The 21,992-nt window shown below is 43.0% G+C and carries 16 protein-coding genes; 8 read left to right on the top strand and 8 right to left on the bottom strand.

Translation table 11 applies throughout. The annotated features are described in order from the left end of the window. Positions 1-294: 294 nt before the first annotated feature. Positions 295-684: a LysM peptidoglycan-binding domain-containing protein gene (locus ACVBDU_RS00790; RefSeq protein ID WP_447177877.1), complete on the top strand. Its 390-nt coding sequence runs from the start codon at positions 295-297 to the stop codon at positions 682-684. A gap of 53 nt (positions 685-737) precedes the next feature. Here ACVBDU_RS00790 and cmk read toward each other — a convergent pair whose 3' ends face one another. The 4 genes from cmk to ACVBDU_RS00770 all read right to left on the bottom strand — a co-directional run bounded on the left by cmk (position 738) and on the right by ACVBDU_RS00770 (position 6,511). Continuing rightward, the gene (gene cmk / locus ACVBDU_RS00785) at positions 738-1,439 is read right to left on the bottom strand and encodes a (d)CMP kinase (protein ID WP_447177876.1); all 702 of its coding nucleotides are present in this window, start codon (positions 1,437-1,439) and stop codon (positions 738-740) included. A gap of 394 nt (positions 1,440-1,833) precedes the next feature. Continuing rightward, entirely contained in the window at positions 1,834-3,093 is a 1,260-nt protein-coding gene (gene capB, locus ACVBDU_RS00780; RefSeq protein ID WP_447177875.1) for a cysteate-C-fatty acyltransferase, read from the bottom strand. A gap of 158 nt (positions 3,094-3,251) precedes the next feature. Beyond that, a complete protein-coding gene (capA, locus tag ACVBDU_RS00775) occupies positions 3,252-4,304 on the bottom strand; it encodes a cysteate synthase (RefSeq protein ID WP_447177874.1) in 1,053 nt (350 codons plus the stop codon). 74 nt (positions 4,305-4,378) lie between these two features. Continuing rightward, on the bottom strand, positions 4,379-6,511 hold the full coding sequence (locus tag ACVBDU_RS00770; RefSeq protein WP_447177873.1) for a S9 family peptidase: 2,133 nt from the start codon (positions 6,509-6,511) through the stop codon (positions 4,379-4,381). 80 nt (positions 6,512-6,591) lie between these two features. Here ACVBDU_RS00770 and ACVBDU_RS00765 point away from each other — a divergent pair, with 80 nt between their 5' ends. Further along, entirely contained in the window at positions 6,592-6,915 is a 324-nt protein-coding gene (locus ACVBDU_RS00765) for a YbaB/EbfC family nucleoid-associated protein (RefSeq protein WP_447177872.1), read from the top strand. Positions 6,916-7,147: 232 nt separating this feature from the next. Further along, complete coding sequence (locus ACVBDU_RS00760; protein ID WP_447177871.1) at positions 7,148-7,471, top strand: YegP family protein; 324 nt, start codon at positions 7,148-7,150, stop codon at positions 7,469-7,471. Between the two features lie 23 nt (positions 7,472-7,494). On the opposite strand, the gene mscL is transcribed toward ACVBDU_RS00760, so the two are convergent. From mscL to ychF, 4 genes are all read right to left on the bottom strand, one after another. Further along, a complete protein-coding gene (gene mscL, locus ACVBDU_RS00755; protein WP_447177870.1) occupies positions 7,495-7,953 on the bottom strand; it encodes a large conductance mechanosensitive channel protein MscL in 459 nt (152 codons plus the stop codon). Between the two features lie 43 nt (positions 7,954-7,996). Further along, the gene (locus tag ACVBDU_RS00750) at positions 7,997-10,618 is read right to left on the bottom strand and encodes a DNA gyrase/topoisomerase IV subunit A (protein ID WP_447177869.1); all 2,622 of its coding nucleotides are present in this window, start codon (positions 10,616-10,618) and stop codon (positions 7,997-7,999) included. Positions 10,619-10,783: 165 nt separating this feature from the next. Beyond that, positions 10,784-12,640 carry a DNA topoisomerase IV subunit B gene (locus ACVBDU_RS00745; protein WP_447177868.1) on the bottom strand — a complete coding sequence of 619 codons (1,857 nt, stop codon included), beginning with the start codon at positions 12,638-12,640 and terminating at the stop codon, positions 10,784-10,786. Between the two features lie 220 nt (positions 12,641-12,860). Next, entirely contained in the window at positions 12,861-13,952 is a 1,092-nt protein-coding gene (gene ychF, locus ACVBDU_RS00740) for a redox-regulated ATPase YchF (protein WP_447177867.1), read from the bottom strand. A gap of 320 nt (positions 13,953-14,272) precedes the next feature. Here ychF and ACVBDU_RS00735 point away from each other — a divergent pair, with 320 nt between their 5' ends. From ACVBDU_RS00735 to ACVBDU_RS00715, 5 genes are all read left to right on the top strand, one after another. Beyond that, positions 14,273-14,461: a hypothetical protein gene (locus ACVBDU_RS00735; protein ID WP_447177866.1), complete on the top strand. Its 189-nt coding sequence runs from the start codon at positions 14,273-14,275 to the stop codon at positions 14,459-14,461. An 86-nt stretch (positions 14,462-14,547) separates the two neighbouring features. Next, complete coding sequence (uvrA, locus tag ACVBDU_RS00730) at positions 14,548-17,379, top strand: excinuclease ABC subunit UvrA (RefSeq protein ID WP_447177865.1); 2,832 nt, start codon at positions 14,548-14,550, stop codon at positions 17,377-17,379. Positions 17,380-17,648: 269 nt separating this feature from the next. Then, the gene (locus tag ACVBDU_RS00725) at positions 17,649-18,338 is read left to right on the top strand and encodes an LOG family protein (protein WP_447177864.1); all 690 of its coding nucleotides are present in this window, start codon (positions 17,649-17,651) and stop codon (positions 18,336-18,338) included. 7 nt (positions 18,339-18,345) lie between these two features. Next, positions 18,346-21,240 carry a gluzincin family metallopeptidase gene (locus ACVBDU_RS00720; RefSeq protein WP_447177863.1) on the top strand — a complete coding sequence of 965 codons (2,895 nt, stop codon included), beginning with the start codon at positions 18,346-18,348 and terminating at the stop codon, positions 21,238-21,240. 122 nt (positions 21,241-21,362) lie between these two features. Next, positions 21,363-21,938: a PhnA domain-containing protein gene (locus tag ACVBDU_RS00715; protein ID WP_447177862.1), complete on the top strand. Its 576-nt coding sequence runs from the start codon at positions 21,363-21,365 to the stop codon at positions 21,936-21,938. Positions 21,939-21,992 lie beyond the last annotated feature (54 nt).

Genomic DNA, 21,992 nt, shown 5'->3' with positions numbered 1-21,992 from the left:
AACAACGAATCTCTTTCCGTACCGCATTGTATACAGTATGCTACTGTAAAAGAAAACGGCACGCTGTTTTCCGGGACGAAAATAAACGTAATTGTTTAAAATCGACTATAAACAGCCGAAAAAAAATTGCATAATTTTCAAGAAAGGAAGCCCGGCATTAATAACTTTTATATTTCATCCTCTTTTTCATGCATTTCATCTATTTTATAATGTTTATTTGACAGTATTAACACTAAAAATACTTCGTAAAATGCGTATATTTGATATAACTCTAATCAATAAATGTACAAAACTATGAGTGTTAAAGCAAAATATCAGCCGGTACTTGACCTGGGTACGGAATTAAAGATCAAAAACGGCAGCGCCGAAGAAGCCGATGGCATTCTGAAACTGAAAGGAACGACCAATACACAGTATGAAAAAAACATCCTGTGGGATAAGATAAAGGAAATAGGCGGCAACCAGCCTACTGATATCAAAGCGGATATACGTGTGGAAGAAACGGATGCCTCGGTATACCACAGACATATAGTACAAAAGGGGGAAACACTGGGGAAAATTGCTAAGAAATATTACGGGGACGCTTCTAAATACAATACTATTTTTCAGGCCAATACGGATAAGCTGAAAAACCCGGATCTTATTCATCCGGACCAGGAACTTGTTATTCCGCGATTGTCTTAGACGGTCTTATAAAAACAACCCCGGACTTCTCTAAAATCCGGGGTTATGTTTTTTTATTTGCTTTGCTTTTGTATAATCCGCATCGCATGATTGTAGATACGTTCGAACTGTTCGTCCTTTCCCATATCCGTGTTGTCCAGTTCTATGGCATCGGGAGCCTTTACCAGAGGGGAATCTTTCCGGTGTGAATCGATATAATCCCTGTCTGTAACATTTTTCAGGACTTCCGGGAAGGTTATCTCCTTTCCTTTGCCCAGGAGTTCTTTGTATCTCCTGGTGGCGCGGGTTTCCGGCGACGCGGTCATAAACAACTTTAATTCCGCATCCGGAAACACTACAGTACCTATATCCCTGCCATCCATCACAATACCCCTGTCTTTTCCCATTGCCCGTTGTTCTTCCACGAGTTTACGCCTTACCAGGGAAATAGCTGCTACTCCACTTACCCGGTTGGAAACATCCATATTCCTTATTTTCTCCTCTACATTAACATCGTTCAAGTATGTTTCTCCGTATCCGAGGGAATCGTTAAGTACAAAGCGTATTTTTATATCATCCAGTTTCCTGGTAAGACCTTCCTTGTCTATTATTCCTTCATCCCCGAACAGATTGTTTTCCATAGCGTACAGTGTAACCGCCCTGTACATGGCGCCGGTATCTACGTAGATATAACTCAATTCCTTAGCAAGTCTTTTGGCTATGGTACTCTTACCGGTCGAAGAATAACCATCAATGGCAATAATAATTTTTTTCATCCGAATAATTCTGTTAAAATAATATAGTTTCGAAACAGCAATTTTCTTCACTCTATCACCGGAAACCCACATTTCAGACTACTGCTATCCGCACATACAAATTAAACAATTCTCTTCTTATCACCTATAGTTTCCCTTAAGTATTTTGGAAAAAATGATTTTTATCCGAAGGAATATTTTTTATAAACGTCAAAAAAAGGGTTTTATGAGATCTGGGTTTAAAAGTTGTGGGATTGTCGGGTAGAATGTTTTAAAAAAAAGAGAAGGGTAAGTTGCAGGTTACAAGTTCCAGATCCAGGCATGCCTGAATAAGGTTATCATTATTCGTAAAAATGCAAAAAGGCGCTGTAAATATTTTACAGCACCTTTCCGGGGTTCATATATCTTTTTCGGACTACTCTCCCATTGCCGCGGCTACTGCAGCAGACAACCTTTTATAGGTTCCGTTTTCCAAACGATCACGGATCGCGGAGAAGGCATCGAGCGTTACGTTGACATCTTCGAGTGTATGGGTTGCTGTCGGGATCATACGAAGAAGTATTAATCCTTTGGGAATTACGGGGTACACAACGATAGAACAGAAAATTCCGTAATTCTCCCTGAGGTCCTTTACAAGAGCCATAGCTTCCGGGATACTTCCGTTCAGGTATACGGGTGTAACACAGGTATTGGTTGTGCCTATATTAAACCCACGATCTTTAAGACCGTTCTGTAAGGCATCGACATTTTCCCATAATTTACCTTTCAATTCTGGCATGGTACGAAGCATTTCAAGGCGTTTCAGAGCACCTTTAACAAAGACCATAGGCAAGGACTTGGCAAACATTTGCGAACGCAGATTGTATTTCAGGTAATCGATGATCTCTTTGTCTCCCGCCAGGAATGCCCCTATACTTGCCATAGATTTGGCAAATGTAGCGAAGTACACATCGATATCTTCCTGGATTCCCTGTTCTTCTCCTGCTCCTGCCCCGGTAGCTCCCAGGGTACCGAAACCGTGGGCATCATCTACCAACAGACGGAATTTATACTTTTTCTTAAGTGCAACGATCTCCTTCAGTTTCCCCTGTTCGCCACGCATACCGAACACACCTTCCGAGATAACGAGTATCCCTCCACCGGTTTGCTCGGCCATTTTAGTGGCCCGTTCCAGGTTCTTTTCCAGACTGTCTATGTCGTTATGCATAAAGGTAAACCGTTTACCCATATGCAAACGCACACCATCTATGATACAAGCGTGGGAATCCACATCATAAACAATAATATCGTCTTTGGTAACCAATGCGTCTATTGCAGAAACCATTCCCTGGTAACCGAAATTCAGCAAATAAGCTGCTTCTTTTTGAACAAAAGCCGCGAGTTCATTCTGGAGTTGCTCATGAACATCGGTATGTCCGCTCATCATTCTGGCTCCCATAGGATATGCACAACCGTGTTCCGCAGCAGCTTCGGCGTCTGCCTTCAGCACTTCCGGATGATTGGCAAGCCCCAGGTAATCATTGATACTCCAGGTGATAACTTCCTTACCATTGAACTTCATTCTATTGGAGATCGGCCCTTCGAGTTTCGGAAAAACAAAATATCCTTCCGCCTGCGATGCCCATTTCCCCAATGGTCCCTTATTTTCAATGATCCTATCAAATAAATCCTTCATGTAGATATCAAAATTTTATGATAAAATTTTCTTTAGCGCGAATGGGCTAAATTACGTATTTTAAGAATTCGTTCACAAAAATTCCCAGGAAGATATGAACTATTAGTGTCCATTTTGTAAACAAACATCCGCATTTTAGCGGATGTTTTAGAAAATTCTTACTTTATATATTCTATTTTCTGCTCCTCTTCAATATTTTTACTATCAAAAAACCCTTGCTCCCGCATCCATTCATCACTGTATATTTTACTCATGTACCTGGAACCGTGATCGGGGAATATCATAATAACATTGCTGTTTGCATCAAATTCTCCTTCTGCGGAAAGCTGTTTCACTGCCTGCATTACCGCTCCGCTGGTATATCCAACAAACAGTCCTTCTGTTTTAGAGACCTCTCTTGCGGTATGTGCACTTTCTTCATCGGTTACCTTGATGAATTTATCGATAACATCAAAATCGGTTGCAGTCGGAATAAGGTTTTTCCCCAGGCCTTCTATTCGATACGGATATATTTCCTTGGAATCGAACTCTCCGGTTTCGTGGTATTTTTTCAGTACGGAACCATAGGCATCCACTCCTATGACCTTTATTTTCGTTCCGTTCTTTTGGGCTTGTTCTTTGAGATATCTGGCAGTTCCGGAAATAGTCCCCCCGGTTCCGCTACAGGCTATGAGATGAGTAATGGCACCGCCTGTCTGTTTCCATATTTCGGGGCCCGTAGTGTTATAATGGGCATTGATATTCAGCTCGTTGAAATACTGGTTTATATAAACCGACCCTTTCATTTCCTCGTGCATACGCCTTGCTACCTGGTAGTATGACCTTGGGTCATCGGCACTTACATGGGCAGGGCACACATATACCTTGGCGCCCATAGAGCGCAGCATGTCTATCTTATCTTTCGAGGATTTGGAGCTCACGGCAAGTACACAATCATATCCTTTTACGATACTCACCATAGCAATACTGAACCCGGTATTTCCCGAGGTGGTTTCGATGATAGTATCTCCCGGTTTGAGAACTCCGCTCTTTTCCGCTTGTTCTATGATATGAAGAGCTATTCTGTCTTTCGTGGAATGGCCGGGATTAAAAGCTTCAACTTTTGCATAAAAATTTCCTTCGAAGGAATTGGTTATGGCATTAAGTTTTATAATTGGCGTATTTCCGATTAGTTCTAATACGTTATCGTAAGCCTTAATCTTTTGTTCCATATAACTTATATTTGGTTTCAAAGTCGGTTCTTTTAAAAAACCAAAAACCGAGCAAATTTAGTTATTTTTTTTTATTACTCTTTAATTCCCTCCAAATCTAACAGGAAAGCGTACTCTTCCGCGACCTCCCGAAGTGCCTCAAAACGCCCCGAGGCACCACTGTGGCCCGCATCCATATTGGTATGAAAAAGAAGTAAATTATTATCTGTTTTTAATTCCCTGAGCCTGGCCACCCACTTTGCAGGCTCCCAGTACTGCACCTGCGAATCGTGATACCCGGTTGTTACCAGCATATTGGGATATGGCTGAGCCTTTACGTTGTCATAAGGCGAATAGGATTTTATATAGTTGTAATATTCTTTGTCATTCGGGTTTCCCCATTCGTCATATTCACCGGTTGTCAATGGTATAGACTCGTCGAGCATGGTAGTAACGACATCGACAAACGGCACGGAGGCCACGACACCGTTATAGAGTTCGGGTGCCATATTTACTATGGCCCCCATTAGCAACCCGCCGGCCGAACCTCCCATAGCATAAAGATGTTGCGGGGAAGTATATTTTTCACCGATCAGGTATTTGGAACAATCCACAAAATCGGTAAACGTATTTTTCTTTTTGAGCAGTTTCCCGTCTTCATACCAGGGTCTTCCGAGATACTCCCCTCCTCTTATGTGTGCAATGGCATAGATAAAGCCACGATCGAGCAGGCTGAGCCTTACTGTAGAGAAATACGGGTCTATCGTAGAACCATATGATCCGTAACCGTAAAGCAACAACGGATTTTTTCCGGATTTTTTAATGCCTTTCCGGTACACCAGGGAAACCGGAATTTTTTTACCGTCTCTTGCCGTTGCCCATATTCTCTCGGACGCGTAGTTATCTTTATCAAACTTACCTCCCAGTACTTCCTGTTCCTTTTTCACTTCTTTTTCACGGGTCACCATATTGAAATCTATGGTGGAAAGCGGTGTGGTAAGCGAATTATAGCCATACCGGAGAATATCGGTATCAAATTCTATATTGGCACCGGTGTAGGCTGTGTAGGTCTCATTGTCAAAAGGCAGGTAATAATCCTCATCTCCATCCCAACGCATAATGCGTATTTTGTTCAATCCCTGGTTCCTTTCGCTCACTACCAGAAAATCCTTAAAAATATCTATATCCTCCAGTAAAACATCATCCCGGTGCGGCAATACCTCTTCCCAATGTTCTTTTCCGGTGTTGTTTTCTGATGTCTTCATCAGTTTGAAATTAGTGGCACTATCTGCATTGGTCACTACATAAAAATGATCGTTGTAGTGTGAGATACTGTACTCCAATCCCCGTATCCTGGGCTGGAAGACCTTAAAGTCCCCCGAAGGTTCATCGGCAGAAAGTATACTGTATTCTGTAGTAAGTGTACTGTGCGACCCTACTACAATAAATTTTTTGGATTTGGTTTTGTATACGAAGGCATTGAAGGTATCGTCCTTTTCATGATACACCAGTTCATCCTCTCTTTCCTCTTCGAGAACATGGCGGTATATCTTTTCCGATCTGAGGGTTTTGGGGTCCTTAACCGTATAGAAAAGCGTTTTATTATCATTACCCCAGGTACTTCCCCCGGTTGTGTTGTTAATTTCCAGGGACGATATTTCCCCGGTCTCCAGGTTTTTCACCCGGATGGTGTATATCCTCCTGCTGAGGGTATCCACACCAAATGCTGCCAACTTGTTGTCCGGGCTAATGTTAATTCCTCTCAACTGGAAGTAGGAATATTCTTTGGCCATCTCATTACAATCAAAGAGGATCTCTTCTTTCCCTTCCAGCGAATCTTTTCTCCGGGTATATACCGGATAATCTTTCCCGGTCTCGTAACGGGTAATATACCAGTAACCGTTATAGAAATAAGGGACAGACTCATCGTCTTCTTTTATCCGGGATTTCATTTCCCCGAAGAGATCTTCCTGAAACTGCTTGGTATGGGCAGTCATTTTATTGTTATAATCATTTTCTCTCTCCAGGTAATCTATGACTTCCGGGTTATCTCTTTCGTTCATCCAGAAATAATCATCTATCCGTATATCACCGTGTTTCTTTAAAGGAGTTGGTTTTTTTTCCGCAATCGGAGGCGTAATGTTTTTGATCACTTTGGAAGTATTTTCATTTTTACAAGATGTTGCAAAAATAGCACTAATAATAAGCAAGACACTTATTTTTTTCATAACGATTTTATAATATTTTCGCTCTAAAAGCAGTACAATTTAATAATTTTGCCTTTACAATTCTTTAAAATCAGGAAATAATGTTTGGAGATTTAACCGGAATAATGGGAAAACTCAAAGAAACCCAGAAAAAAATCGAAGAGACTAAAAAGCGATTAGACAGTGTTTTAATAGACGAGAGTTCAAGTGATGGTTTGCTTAAAATAACGATCACTGCAAACCGGCAGATCAAAGCTGTAGACATAGATCCTTCCTTGTTAAAGGATGGCGAACAGCTGGAAGATTACCTGATCTTAACTTTAAACAAGGCCATAGAAAAGGCGACAAAAGTAAACGAAGCCGAGCTTGCTTCCGTAGCTAAGGAAGGAATGCCGAGCATTCCCGGGATGGATATGTTCAAATAACCCGCAAAGTAATATCCCGTAAAACTGAGGCCGGAAATGATTTCCGGCTTCTTTTGTAAACAATAGTAACAGCCTGTAAAACCTCTTTACCTCCCAAAGCGATATCCGGGTTTCCAGGCTTTTTCATTTCGTACATTCACGAAACAGATCGGGGGGCAACAGATAATTTAACACCGGATCTTCCTCTTTTTTTACTATATTTACTACACTCAACCAAAAAAACAGTACCTCTATGTTTGAATTAAAGAAAAATACCAAAGGGGGCTTTCACTTTACTTTAAAGGCCAAAAACGGACAGGTAATCCTGAGCAGTGAAGCGTACAGTAGCAAAAGCGCTGCTGAAAACGGGATAGCTTCCGTAAAGAAAAACGCCCAGGACGAAACCAAGTTCGAAAGAAAAACAGCGAAGAACGGTAAGTTTTATTTTAATCTGAAGGCAGGAAACGGACAGATCATCGGCACCAGCCAGATGTATGCTTCGGAAGCCGGTATGGAAAACGGTATCGATTCTGTTAAAAACAATGCCCCCGGGGCGGAAATGCGGGAAGAATCCTGACTTGTAGTGTGATTTCAGGTCTCTTAATCTTCTTTTTTCATATACTTTTTCATCAGACTGACCTGCTCTTCCATATGGCCTTTGATCCCGGATAACAACTCAATATCTTTAGGAGTTTTTTCTGTTTTATCTTTGGGATTCTGTGCTTTGTTCCGCAATCGGTTCATACCTTTCACCACCAGGAACATGCAAAAAGCTATAATGACAAAATCGAGAAGAGCTTCCACCAGTTCTCCATAACCTATTGCTATCTTATTTGCTATAATAATTCCGCCCTCTCCCATAATGGCTTCGCGAAGGACCCATTCCTTATCTTTGAAATTCATATCGGAGACCAGAAAAGACATTGGAGGCATCAGTATTTTCTTGACCAGAACATCCGTTACCTTATTAAAAGATGCGCCTATAATAACCCCGATGGCAATATCTATCATATTCCCCTTAACAGCAAATTCTTTAAATTCCTTATATATCTTAAACATCGAATCCTGTTATTTTTAAATCTCCGGGTCTGGAAGAAGATATTTATTCAAAATCCAGGCTGATCTGCGATTTTCCGGAAGCTTCTATACTATCGGGATCTTTTTTTGCCGCATCATCATCTTCTGCTTCGGCTTCCTCCACTGCGGGCTCTTCAACTTCTTCATACGGCAACGGATCGAGAAGGTTCACCTGTTTCACCTTATCGGCAGTAAGCTGATTGCCAAGAGCCTTAATCCCTTTTATCGAGATAAAATCTTCCAGATCAACGGTCAGATTCTCCCTGACCTGCTTTCCTCTTGGTTTTACAAATTCTATTTCTGCAACAGGTCTCCATTCGGTAGACACGACCTCCAGTTGCGATTTCGGATGTTCGGTGATAAACAATTCTTCTTTATTTCCGTTTTCTACCAGGAAGCGTTTTACGTAATACCTTTCCTTTTCCCCGTCGTAATAAATTGCCGAAACCGGCTTTTTCGGGTTCCATTTTTCCAGGACCACCATATTCTGATCGAAATGTATGGAAAGGTCCGGAGATATGGTCTTCACTATTCCGGACTGTGTAATCACCAGCAACCTGTCTTCGCCCTTAAACGCGCCGAGAAGCTCTCCCCTGCCATCTACATTAAGGCGTTGTACCGTATCGTCAAACCAGATTTTTCTCGGATTGAGCGTGGATACTCCTTTTTCTTTTAGTTCTATGCGTTTAATGGCATATTTAGTGACTACATTCCCTTTGGATTGCCTTCCTTTAATAAGTATATCGGCGAAATCCACATCCCATTTCAGCTTTTTGATACTTCCGGCCTGGCGCAGGAATATGGTTATCATTTCCGCTTCTCCGTTTGGATTTGCTGAAAAATAAAGTATTTCCGAGCCTTTTTTACCCTGGGCAAGGTCGTATTCCCTGTCTCTTGTTATTCCGGTAACATGGAATCTTTTTATATAACTGGCACCTCCTTTTCCGTCCTTATAGATCAGGTTATATACCGTACGCTTATCTTTTTTCTTAAATACAGCTACGTGAATGATATTTTTACCGATAAAGGTTTTAGCTTCCACTTTGGTAACCACCATTTTACCTTCCTGGGTAAATACGATAATATCGTCTATATCGCTACAATCGCATACGTATTCGTCTTTTCGGAGGGAAGTCCCTACAAAACCTTCTTCCCGGTTTACATAGAGTTTGGTATTGCGGATAACCACTTTAGTAGCCTCTATATCGTCAAATACACGGATCTCCGTCTTCCTCTCCCTGCCTTCACCGTATACTTTTTTAAGCCTGGCAAAATAATCTATGGCGTACTCTATAAGGTTCGCGAGATGACGTTTTACCTGTTCTATCTCTCCTTCCAGCGCTTCGATCTTTTCCTGGGCTTTATCAATATCGAATTTAGATATACGTTTGATCCGTATTTCGGTTAACCTTACGATATCTTCTTCGGTAACGGCACGCCTGAGGTGTTTCACATGTGGTTGCAATCCTTTGTCTATAGCAGCTATTACCCCTTCCCAGGTTTCTTCCTCTTCTATGTCGCGGTATATCCTCTTCTCAATAAAAATACGTTCCAAAGACGCAAAATGCCATTGTTCTTCGAGCTCCTGTAACTGTATTTCCAGTTCCTGTTTCAGCAGTTGCACGGTAAAATCGGTAGACCTTCTCAACATTTCCGATACCCCTATAAACAAAGGCTTATTATCTTCAATAACACATCCTAAGGGCGATATGGAAGTTTCACAGGAAGTAAACGCATAAAGTGCGTCTATGGTTTTGTCCGGGGAGATACCGGCAGGCAGATGCACCAGTATTTCAACTTCGGCAGCCGTATTATCCTCTATCTTCTTGACCTTAATCTTCCCTTTTTCATTCGCTTTTAATATGGAATCTATAAGGGATGATGTATTGGAACCATAAGGAATTTGTGTAATTACCAGCGTATTTTTATCCAACTGGGAGATTTTGGCCCTCACCCGTATCTTTCCACCGCGGTTACCGTCGTTATAATTGGACACATCCATAATACCCGCAGTAGGGAAATCGGGATATAACGTAAAAGACTTTCCTTTAAGGTATTTTACGGAAGCATCTATCAGTTCCAGAAAATTGTGCGGAAGTATTTTTGTGGAAAGCCCCACTGCAATACCTTCGGCCCCCTGAGCGAGAAGCAACGGAAACTTAACCGGCAGGTTTACCGGTTCTTTTTTTCTTCCGTCATAACTGAGCTGCCATTCCGTGATCTTGGGACTGTACACTACTTCCAGGGCAAACTTAGAGAGCCTGGCCTCTATATACCTGGAAGCCGCAGCGCCATCTCCGGTAAGTATATTTCCCCAGTTTCCCTGCATATCGATAAGCAGGTCTTTTTGCCCTACCTGGACCATCGCATCTCCTATACTTGCATCCCCATGAGGATGATACTGCATGGTATGCCCCACAATGTTAGCCACCTTGTTATAGCGCCCGTCATCCAGTTCTTTCATGGAATGCAGGATACGGCGCTGCACAGGCTTAAAGCCATCTTCTATGGCAGGAACGGCCCGTTCCAGGATCACATAAGAAGCATAATCCAAAAACCAGTCTTTATACATCCCGGTAACCCGGGTTATGGAATCTGCGTTTGTTTCTTCGTTATTCAGATCTTGATTCTCGTTATTTTCCTCCATGTACGTAAGAGAGATTTATAAACTTTAAACGGTGTGGTTGTTATTTTAGTTTTCCAGTCATTATACCTGATAATGAGTCCATTAGTCGCATTATTTCACTTCTGATTTACCGGCTAATTGGCACATTTATTGTAAAACACCAGGGTATACTTGTAGCGATATACGTTATTCTTCCTCGATCAGGTCCAGCTCTACTTTGAGGTTATTGATAATAAACTCCTGCCTGTCCGGAGTATTCTTACCCATGTAAAACTCCAGGAGGCTGTCTATAGACATCGCTTTGTCCAGCATCACCGGGTCCAGCCGGATATCATCCCCTATAAAATACTTGAACTCATCCGGCGAAATCTCCCCGAGCCCCTTAAACCTTGTTATTTCCGGTTTTCCTTTCAATTTACGCATAGCATTCTGCCTCTCTTCTTCGCTATAGCAATAAATGGTTTCTTTCTTATTTCTCACCCGGAACAACGGGGTTTGCAAAATATACAAATGTCCTTCCTTGATAAGTTCCGGAAAGAATTGCAGGAAAAACGTAATCAGAAGCAAGCGTATGTGCATACCGTCCACATCGGCATCGGTAGCGATAACTATATTATTATACCGGAGGTCTTCAAAAGATTCTTCGATATTCAGGGCGGACTGCAAAAGGTTGAATTCTTCATTTTCATACACCACTTTTTTGCTCATTCCGTACGAATTAAGCGGCTTACCGCGGAGACTGAATACCGCCTGGGTATTTACATCCCTCGATTTGGTTATAGAACCGGAAGCAGAGTCTCCCTCGGTTATGAAGAGGGTGGATTCCAGTCGCCGCTCGTTCTTCATATCCATAAGGTGTACCCGGCAATCCCGCAGTTTTTTATTGTGTAAACTGGCTTTTTTGGCACGCTCCTTCGCAAGCTTCCGTATACCGGAAAGTTCTTTTCGTTCCCGTTCGGCCTGTAGTATTTTCCGTTGCAGTTTTTCTGCTGTCTCCGGATTTTTGTGCAGGTAATTATCCAGTTGCGTACCTATAAAATCGTTGACATAGGTCCTGACGGTAGGCAATCCGTCTCCCATATCCGCAGACCCGAGTTTGGTTTTGGTCTGGCTTTCGAAGACCGGTTCCATAACTTTCAGGGAAACGGCCGCGATAATGGATTTTCGTATATCCGACGCATCGTAATTCTTTCCGTAATAATCCCGGATGGTTTTTACTATGGATTCCCGGAAAGCGGCCAGGTGTGTACCTCCCTGGGTGGTATTCTGCCCGTTTACAAAGGAATGGTACTCTTCGCTGTACTGAGTTTTACTATGGGTCATAGCCACCTCTATATCCGCTCCTTTCAGATGGATAATCGGATACAGCATATCGTCCATATTATTATTATCCTCCAGCAGGTCTTTAAGACCGTTTTCGGAATAAAATTTTTCTCCGTTAAAAACTATGGTGAGTCCCGGGTTCAGATATACATAGTTTTTGAGCATCCTCTCTATATACTCATTCCGGAACTTGTAATTTTTAAATATTGCTTCATCCGGGATAAAGGATACTTTGGTACCCCGTCTCCTGGAGGTTTCGGACAGTTCTTCTTCATTGACCAGGTTCCCGGTTTCAAATTCGGCAGATTTCGATTTGTTATCCCTGGTAGACTCTACCCGGAAAAAGGAAGAAAGCGCATTCACCGCCTTGGTACCTACCCCGTTAAGCCCCACCGATTTCTTAAAGGCCCTGGAATCGTATTTCCCCCCGGTATTCATCTTAGACACTACATCTACCACCTTCCCCAGGGGAATTCCCCTACCAAAATCCCGCACGGTAACCTTATTGCCCTGTATACTGATTTCGATGGTTTTTCCGGCCCCCATCACAAATTCATCGATACAGTTATCCATTACCTCTTTCAAAAGGATGTAGATACCGTCATCTGCACTGGAGCCGTCCCCCAGTTTACCGATATACATCCCGGGGCGCATTCGTATGTGCTCTTTCCAATCCAGTGAACGTATATTATCTTCGGTATACTGAGATGTTTGCGACATTTTCTAAGAAGTTTGGTTCTGATGCTAATATAGCAACTCCGCCTAAAATATGAAAGACGTAAAAATTAAATTAATCAACAACAGTAGTGGCAATATTGTTGATTAGCGGGTATACGAGTATGTGGGGGTGCGAGTGGTCGGGTATGTGAGGATATGAGTATCCGGGTGTTCATGGGTACAGATGAATAAAACCTGTATACTCGAACACCCGAGCACGCGTCTATACGTTAAACCGGAAATGCATAACATCCCCGTCCTGAACTACATATTCTTTTCCCTCTACACGCATTTTTCCTGCCTCCTTAACCTTTGCTTCACTGCCCAGGGCTACATAATCGTTATAACCTATAACCTCGGCACGGATAAATCCTTTTTCGAAATCGGTATGAATAACACCCGCAGCTTGTGGCGCCGTAGCGCCGACGGGAACGGTCCACGCCCTTACTTCCTTGACACCTGCCGTAAAGTAAGTCTGCAGGTCCAGAAGTGTATAAGCTGCGCGGATCAACCGGGATACACCCGGCTCTTCCAACCCTATATCCTGGAGGAACATCTGCCGTTCTTCATAATCTTCCAACTCTGCAATATCTGCTTCCGTAGCTACGGCAAGTACTATGATCTCCGCGTTTTCGTCCTTCACCATTTCCTTTACCTTATCTACATAAGCATTGCCTTCCTTAGCCGAAGCTTCGTCTACATTACACACGTATAGAATCGGTTTTGCCGTAAGCAACTGAAAACCTTTTATGATCTCTTTTTCTTCCTCATTCACCTCCACTGCCCTTGCGGAAATACCGCTTTCCAGGGCGGATTTGAATTTTTGCAGCACTGCCTGTTCCTTTTGCGCGTTCTTGTCACCGGTTTTTGCTGCACGGTTTACTTTTTCCAGGCGTTTATCTACGGTATCGAGGTCTTTAAGCTGCAATTCAATATCGATGGTCTCTTTATCCCTCACCGGATCAATACTACCGTCCACATGCACAATATTCCCATTGTCAAAACAGCGAAGCACGTGAATGATAGCATGACATTCCCGGATGTTTCCCAAAAACTGGTTTCCCAGACCTTCTCCCTTACTGGCTCCTTTTACCAATCCGGCGATATCTACAATTTCCACCGTTGCAGGCAAAACCCTCTCAGGCTGCACCAGTTCTTCCAGTTTTTCCAGCCTGTAATCAGGTACATTCACCACTCCCAGATTGGGCTCAATGGTACAGAACGGAAAATTGGCGCTCTGTGCCTTGGCATTGGATAAACAATTGAACAAAGTTGACTTTCCTACATTGGGTAATCCTACTATTCCGGCTTTCATCTTGATATACGATATTGATTTTTTTTTTTGCGATGCAAATATAAGAGGAATTAACCATTCTTTATCACAGTATTACTCACACATTTACAACCTTTTATAAAAACCGAAAAACATAAACCAAAGCAGAAAGCTCCTGAATACTCCGTCAGTTTGTTCATTTTCATATTGTCAAATCATTTTCAGAAGGAAAACGACATTAAAATTTCATTATTCTTATCGCCTAAACAACCTAAATATGAAAAAAAATTCCTGTTACACAACGGCAACACTGCTAACCTAGGTCACTGCTAGGGTTCCTCGCATCAAACGGCAGGGCATTTATGGCGACCGGAATAAAAGATGATGGTTCTTATCGCAGAAAAATACCAGCTACCAGAGAAGATCTAAAAGGAATTGCCATAAGACCTTCCCTTGCCAATTGGATGGATAAAAATACACTATTGCTGTTCGGACAGGATATTGACAATCTGAAAAACCAGCGTTTTATAAAATTTATTTTTAAACCTTAAAATCCGGGTATCTCTTACACCATTTAATAAGCGGAAAATTCGTAATTTCGTCACTTTGTCCAAAAAGCTGTTTTTAAGCATTTCTTATGACGAATTTCGAAGAGAACATTGAAGTCCTCGGTGCCAGAGTTCACAATCTGAAAAATATTGATGTTACAATTCCCAGAGAAAAACTCGTGGTTATCACAGGTTTGTCCGGAAGCGGAAAATCCTCATTGGCTTTCGATACCATCTATGCCGAAGGGCAACGCAGATATATCGAAACCTTTTCCGCTTATGCCCGGCAGTTTCTGGGTGGGCTCGAACGTCCGGACGTAGATAAGATAGACGGACTGTCTCCCGTCATTGCCATCGAACAAAAGACCACTTCAAAATCGCCCCGGTCTACGGTAGGAACCATCACTGAAATATACGACTTTCTCCGGTTACTCTATGCCAGGGCATCGGATGCATACAGCTACAACACCAACGAAAAGATGGTGAGTTACAGCGATGAACAGATCAAAGAACTCATCATTCAGGATTTTACGGGCAAACGCGTCTACATTCTCGCCCCCGTAATCAAATCCAGGAAAGGCCACTACCGCGAACTCTTTGAACAGATTGCCAAACAGGGATTTGTTAAGGTACGCATAGACGGGGAAATAAAGGACCTGGAAAAGGGAATGAAAGTTGACAGGTACAAGACTCATGACATAGAAATTGTCATAGACCGTCTGCAGGTAAATGACAGTGAAGAATTCCATAAGCGCCTTATGGAAAGCATCAATACGGCTATGTACCACGGCGAGGATGTTCTGATGGTCATGGAACACGGGGGGGACAACACACGTTATTTCAGCCGTACCCTCATGTGCCCTACCACAGGTATTTCCTATCCCAATCCGGAACCTAACACCTTTTCTTTTAATTCCCCGAAAGGAATGTGCCCGCATTGCAGCGGACTGGGAACAGTGCGTGAGATCAATATCAAAAAAATAATCCCCAACCGCAATACCACCATAAAATCCGGGGGGATAGCACCGTTGGGAGAGTATAAAAAATCGTGGATATTCAAACAGGTGGAAGTTATTGCGGAACGTTTTAACTTTAAGCTTACCGACCCGATAAAGGACATCCCGGAAGAAGCTATAAACATGATCCTTTACGGGGGAAACGAAAAATTCTCTGTCGTTTCCAAAACCCTGGGAATCACACGCGATTACAGAATAGACTTCGAGGGTATTTTAAACTTTATTCAGAACCAGTACAAGGAAAACCCTTCGGCTTCTGTAAAACGATGGGCCAAGGAATACATGGACAAAGTTGTTTGCCCGGAATGTGAAGGATCGCGTCTGCGCAAAGAATCCCTCTATTTCAAAATAAACGAAAAAAATATAGCGGAACTTGCTTCCATGGATATTTCCGACCTCGCGAAATGGTTTGAAGAACTCCCCGGACAGCTCTCCGAAAAACAATTTAAAATTGCGGAGGAGGTCATAAAAGAGATCCGATCCAGGTTACAATTCCTCCTGGATGTGGGACTTAATTACCTTACGCTCCATCGTGGTTCCAAATCCCTTTCGGGTGGGGAAGCCCAACGTATCCGTCTGGCCACACAAATAGGCTCACAACTGGTAGGTGTACTATACATACTCGATGAACCCAGTATAGGATTGCATCAACGGGACAATGAACGGCTTATAAACTCCCTGGAATCGCTTCGGGATATTGGCAACTCTGTTATTGTGGTAGAGCACGATAAAGATATGATTGAAAGGGCTGACCATGTTATCGATATAGGTCCGAGGGCAGGAAGACATGGCGGAGAGATCATTTCACAAGGGCATCCGGACGAAGTGAAAAAACACCACACCCTCACAGCCGACTATCTGAATGGCTCCCGAAAAATAGAAATTCCGAAAAAAAGGAGAAAGGGCAACGGTAATACAATTGTTCTGAAAGGATGTACCGGGAACAACCTCAAAAATGTGGATGCGGAATTCCCCCTAGGTAAAATGATCGGGGTAACCGGCGTATCCGGAAGCGGAAAATCTACTCTCATCAACGAAACCTTGTACCCCATTCTTAACGCGCATTTTTTCAATGCTGTTAAAAAGCCAATGCCATACAAAAGTATTCAAGGGCTGGAGCACATAGACAAAGTCATAGACATCAACCAATCACCCATAGGAAGGACCCCTAGATCCAATCCGGCTACCTATACCGGTGTTTTCAGCGAAATACGCAGCCTGTTTGCCAAAACACCGGAGGCAATGATCAGAGGGTACAAACCGGGCCGCTTCAGCTTTAATGTTGCAGGCGGAAGATGCGAAACCTGCCAGGGAGCCGGGGTAAAAGTTATTGAAATGAACTTTCTGCCGGATGTATATGTAGAGTGTGAAACCTGCCAGGGCAAACGGTTCAACCGGGAAACCCTGGAAATAAGGTACAAAGGAAAATCCATTTCGGATGTCCTGAATATGACCATCAACGAATCTGTTGCGTTTTTTGAGAATATCCCCAAGATATACCGGAAATTAAAGACCATCCAGGATGTGGGCCTCGGTTACATTACCCTCGGGCAACAGTCCACCACACTTTCCGGAGGTGAAGCACAACGTATTAAACTGGCTACCGAACTTTCCAAAAGAGACACCGGAAATACCTTTTATATCCTGGACGAGCCTACAACAGGTTTGCATTTCGAAGATATCAGGGTATTGATGGAAGTACTGAACCGACTGGTAAACAAGGGAAATACCGTTCTTATCATTGAACACAACCTGGATGTGATAAAAATAGCAGACCACCTTATCGATATCGGTTATGAAGGAGGAAAAGGAGGAGGAGAGGTAATAACCACCGGAACTCCCGAAGAAGTGAGCAAACACCCCAAAAGCTACACGGCAAAATTCCTGAAAAAAGAGCTGGAATAAAAAATCTTTGAAAAAGACCGGAAACCCTGTCTTTTCCGGAGATATCCGCTACCTCTCCAAACAGTTATGGGACCCCGAAAAAAAACCGGCAGACTACCTCCTGTCCCCACAACATCGTTTTCGGATGGTAAATTTTAATTCCATTATACTATAGATAAAAGTAAAATTATCTATGTTTACAATCCGAAATACAAGTCGCAAAGTGACGGCCTGAAAAATAAATACCGGGAAAACCGGTATTGGAATAAAAAAACAGAATATTATTTAATATGAGTCAAAAGCACCACCACAAAAGTTGGAATGAAATAAAAGCCAATGATTCCTGGGCAATTTTTAAAATCATGGGGGAATTCGTCGGCGGATTTGAAAAAATGAGCCAGATAGGCCCCTGTGTATCCATCTTCGGATCCGCCCGAACAAAACCGGGAGAAAAATATTACGACCTCGCACAAAAAGTTGCCTTTAAAATAGTCAATCACGGTTACGGCGTTATCACAGGGGGAGGCCCAGGTATTATGGAAGCCGGAAACAAAGGAGCCCACCTAGCGGGCGGCACCTCGGTAGGCCTGAATATTGACCTGCCATTCGAACAACACGACAACCCGTATATAGACAGCGATAAAAACCTTCATTTTGATTACTTCTTCGTACGAAAGGTAATGTTCGTTAAATACGCCCAGGGATTTGTAGTTATGCCCGGTGGTTTCGGCACGCTGGACGAACTTTTTGAAGCCATCACCCTGATACAAACAAAAAAAATCGGTAAATTCCCCATTATACTCGTAGGTTCCGAGTTCTGGAACGGACTCTTCGAATGGGTTCGCACCTCTCTCCTGGAACAACACGGAAACATCAGTGCCCCCGATATGGACCTTGTAAAAATTGTGGATACCGAAGACGAAGTGCTGGAAATCCTGGACTCCTTTTATAAAGAATCCAACCTCAGTCCAAATTTTTAAGACCGATATGCCGCAACCTAATAAAAACATTAAATATCCGGGAACAAGGTGTGTCCGGTACATACCTTTGCGATATTTTGCCCGGCCCTGCGGCTTTTTCTTTCTGTTTCTACTGGCAACAACGCTACAAAGTCTCCGGGCGCAAAACAGCCAGACCATTGTAGCAAGGTTTCTGCCGGAAAGCAAAACCATTAACATACAACAGGAAATTGTTTTCCGAAACCGCTCCCAGGACACCCTTAACACCATTTACCTAACGGACTGGAACAATGCCTATTCCGGAAAAAACACGGCATTGGCCAAAAGGTTCGGGGAGGAATTCGACAAAGGTCTTCACCTGGCCAAAAGCAGGGTACGCGGAAACACCAAGGTGATCTCCATTGTAGACAAAAACTTCACCCCCATCCAATGGGAACGGATGAAATCCAAAGACATTATTAAAGTCCAGCTTAATTTCCCCGTCTATCCCGGTAAAGACCTGCTGCTGAAACTCTCCTATTCCGTTAAGATTCCTTCGGCGGAGTTTACCCGGTACGGCTTTGAAGAAAATGGAAATTTTACCCTGCGGTACTGGTACATTACGCCTGCCGTCTATAATGACGACTGGGTTTTATACAGCAATAAGAACCTGGATGATCTCTATACGGACAAAACGGATTATAAAGTGGTTTTCAATTACCCTGAAAACTATGTCCTGAATACCGACCTGGATGTCACCGAAACCAAAAAAGTAGGAGATTTGCAACAGGTTGTACTCACCGGTAATGAAAGAAATGACGTAAAACTATACCTGGAAAAGCAAAATTCTTTCCAAACCTATACCAATACACAACTCTCTCTGACCACCAATATTGCCTTTAAGGAGATTGGCCCGGAAATAAGAAAAATAGCTGCGGACAGGGTTATACATTATATATACGAACACCTGGGGACATACCCGCATTCTAAACTCCTGGCCACCGAAACCGAATACAGGAAAAGTCCGCTTTACGGACTCAACCAGCTCCCCTCTTTCCTCCGGCCGTTCCCGGAAGAGTTCCAGTATGAACTGAAGCTACTGAAAACCACCCTCAACAATTACCTGGAAAACACCCTGTTCCTGGACACCAGAAAAGATCGCTGGATTACCGATGCCATACAAACCTACCTGATGATAAAGTATGTAGAGGAGTTTTATCCGGACATGAAACTGATGGGTAAGCTTTCCGATTTATGGCTGGTAAGAAGTTTTCACATCGCACAGAAAAGTTTTAACGACCAATACCCGCTTCTGTTTATGCTTATGGCCAGCAGAAACCTTGACCAGTCTCTTGCCACCCCAAAAGACGAACTTATTAAATTCAACGAAAAAATAGCAGGAAAATACAAAGCCGGGCTGGGACTTGTTTACCTGGAAAACTATCTGGAAGATAGCAGTATTCCCGAAAAGATAAAAGGTTTCTACCGGGACAACTCCCTCCGATATGTCAATGCCCTCGATTTTGAACAAGCACTCAAAAAAGACGTACCCAAAGAGATAGACTGGTTTTTTGATGAATATGTAAGCACCAGGCACAAAATAGACTTTACCATAAAAAAGGTAAAAAAGACAGAAGATTCCATCTACGTGACTATAAAAAACAAACGACGGACGAACGTTCCTATTTCCCTGTTCGGAGTACGTAATGACAGTATTCTTTCCAAATACTGGTTTGAAAATATCACCGGGGAAAAAACCTTTCGCATTCCGTATAACCAGGAAAAAAGACTGGTGCTGAATTACGACAAGATAATCCCGGAATTCAATCAGCGGGACAACTGGAAGTCCCTGAATGGTTTTTTCTCGCAAAACCGGCGGATAAAGCTGCAATTCTTTAAAGATGCGGAAAACCCTTACTACAACCAGGTATTCTTTGTTCCCACCGCCTCATACAACTATTATGACGGTGTTGTACTGGGAATGCGCCTGCACAACAAGACCATTACAACACAGCCGTTTTTATACGACATAGTGCCTTCTCTGGCCACCAAAGGAAAATCCCTCGTTGGTTCCGGGCTCTTCGCCTACCGGAATTATATGGACCAGGACAACCTGTATTTAAGCACTTTTTCCGTAAGCGGATCCAGTTATCACTACGCTCCGAATCTCAGATACAGCACCATAACCCCGGCAGTAAGTCTCGGTTTCCGTACCGATGATTTCCGGTCGAATAAAAGAGAATCCCTTACCTTTCGTTTCGTCAATGTTATCCGGGAGAAAGATGAAACCATAGACCCGGATAATACCAATCCCGATTACAGTGTTTTCAACACCAGGTATTCGTATTCCAATAACGGTATAATCAATTATTTTTCCTGGTTTACCGACTTTCAACTGGCCAATAATTTCTCCAAATTATCCATTGACCTGGAATACCGGAAACTCTACCAGAACAACAGGCAGCTCAACCTCCGCCTGTTTGCGGGAAAATTCATCTACAACGATACCAGTTCCGATTATTTCAGCTTTGCCCTGGACCGTCCTACAGATTACCTGTTTGATTTCGGCTACCTGGGAAGATCGGAAACCTCCGGGATACTGAGCCAGCAGATCATCATTGCCGAAGGAGGATTCAAATCCAAATTCAAAGACCCCTACGCCAATAACTGGATGGTAACGGCCAATGCCAGTTTCAACGTCTGGAAATGGGTAGAACTCTATGGGGATGTAGGCTGGGTAAAAAGTAAACTGGAGCCGGAACGCTTTGTTTATGACTCCGGCGTCCGGCTGAATCTGGTAACCGATTATTTCGAATTATACTTTCCCCTATACTCCAATAACGGATGGGAAATCGGACAACCCCAGTACAATGAAAAAATACGTTTTATCGTAACCCTGTCTCCCAAAACTCTGGTTAAGCTGTTTACCAGAAAATGGTTTTGACCCATACCTGTTTTCTTTCCGGAAATCCCCCAAAACAGAAATATCTGTTAGTTCCTATAAAGTCGGGACTTTCCTTATCCGAAACTTTAATTCTTCTATATTTGCTCTGAAAAAAAAGAACAATGAATATAGAAGAACAACTACGTAAGAGAAGTGGCTCTGTATGCGAGTTAAGCGGAGTTACGGAAAATCTGAAAGTCTACCAGGTACCTGGCTCCCCTTCGGAAGGAGCGGAAGCGCACATACTGATAAGCGATACCTGCCTGCAACAGATAGAAAATCCCGAAACCGTTGATCCCAATCACTGGCGGTGCCTGAACGACAGCATGTGGAGTACCGTCCCGGCAGTCCAGGTTATGGCATGGCGTATGCTCAACAGGTTAAAAACCGAAGGCTGGCCCCAGGATCTGCTGGATATGATGTACCTGGACGACGAAACTTTGAAATGGGCCGGGGCTACAAATGAAGCCAACGAAGAAAATACCCTGAAACACGTAGATAGCAACGGTACTGTCCTCGAAGCCGGAGATACCGTAGTACTTATTAAGGACCTCAATGTAAAAGGCTCGTCCCTGACAGCAAAAAGAGGTACTGCCGTCCGGCGAATTTCCCTTGTACATGACAACCCCGACCAAATAGAAGGCAAAGTAGAAGGGCAACAAATCGTTATATTGACAAAATTTGTAAAGAAGGTATAATATTTCCATGCAGAAAATTTCAATGCCTTTTCTTTAGAAGAAACGCAATAAAAA

The organism is Sinomicrobium endophyticum (assembly GCF_052983315.1).
The sequence above is the reverse complement of the archived record's forward strand: the minus strand, read 5'-3'. Positions and strand labels throughout refer to the sequence as shown.

Bases quoted from the DNA above. Each gene is read 5' to 3' on its own strand.
- ACVBDU_RS00790 (WP_447177877.1), top strand. From the start codon at position 295: ATGAGTGTTAAAGCAAAATATCAGCCGGTACTTGACCTGGGTACGGAA.
- cmk (WP_447177876.1), bottom strand. From the start codon at position 1,439: ATGAAAAAAATTATTATTGCCATTGATGGTTATTCTTCGACCGGTAAG.
- capB (WP_447177875.1), bottom strand. From the start codon at position 3,093: ATGAAGGATTTATTTGATAGGATCATTGAAAATAAGGGACCATTGGGG.
- capA (WP_447177874.1), bottom strand. From the start codon at position 4,304: ATGGAACAAAAGATTAAGGCTTACGATAACGTATTAGAACTAATCGGA.
- ACVBDU_RS00770 (WP_447177873.1), bottom strand. From the start codon at position 6,511: ATGAAAAAAATAAGTGTCTTGCTTATTATTAGTGCTATTTTTGCAACA.
- ACVBDU_RS00765 (WP_447177872.1), top strand. From the start codon at position 6,592: ATGTTTGGAGATTTAACCGGAATAATGGGAAAACTCAAAGAAACCCAG.
- ACVBDU_RS00760 (WP_447177871.1), top strand. From the start codon at position 7,148: ATGTTTGAATTAAAGAAAAATACCAAAGGGGGCTTTCACTTTACTTTA.
- mscL (WP_447177870.1), bottom strand. From the start codon at position 7,953: ATGTTTAAGATATATAAGGAATTTAAAGAATTTGCTGTTAAGGGGAAT.
- ACVBDU_RS00750 (WP_447177869.1), bottom strand. From the start codon at position 10,618: ATGGAGGAAAATAACGAGAATCAAGATCTGAATAACGAAGAAACAAAC.
- ACVBDU_RS00745 (WP_447177868.1), bottom strand. From the start codon at position 12,640: ATGTCGCAAACATCTCAGTATACCGAAGATAATATACGTTCACTGGAT.
- ychF (WP_447177867.1), bottom strand. From the start codon at position 13,952: ATGAAAGCCGGAATAGTAGGATTACCCAATGTAGGAAAGTCAACTTTG.
- ACVBDU_RS00735 (WP_447177866.1), top strand. From the start codon at position 14,273: ATGGCGACCGGAATAAAAGATGATGGTTCTTATCGCAGAAAAATACCA.
- uvrA (WP_447177865.1), top strand. From the start codon at position 14,548: ATGACGAATTTCGAAGAGAACATTGAAGTCCTCGGTGCCAGAGTTCAC.
- ACVBDU_RS00725 (WP_447177864.1), top strand. From the start codon at position 17,649: ATGAGTCAAAAGCACCACCACAAAAGTTGGAATGAAATAAAAGCCAAT.
- ACVBDU_RS00720 (WP_447177863.1), top strand. From the start codon at position 18,346: ATGCCGCAACCTAATAAAAACATTAAATATCCGGGAACAAGGTGTGTC.
- ACVBDU_RS00715 (WP_447177862.1), top strand. From the start codon at position 21,363: ATGAATATAGAAGAACAACTACGTAAGAGAAGTGGCTCTGTATGCGAG.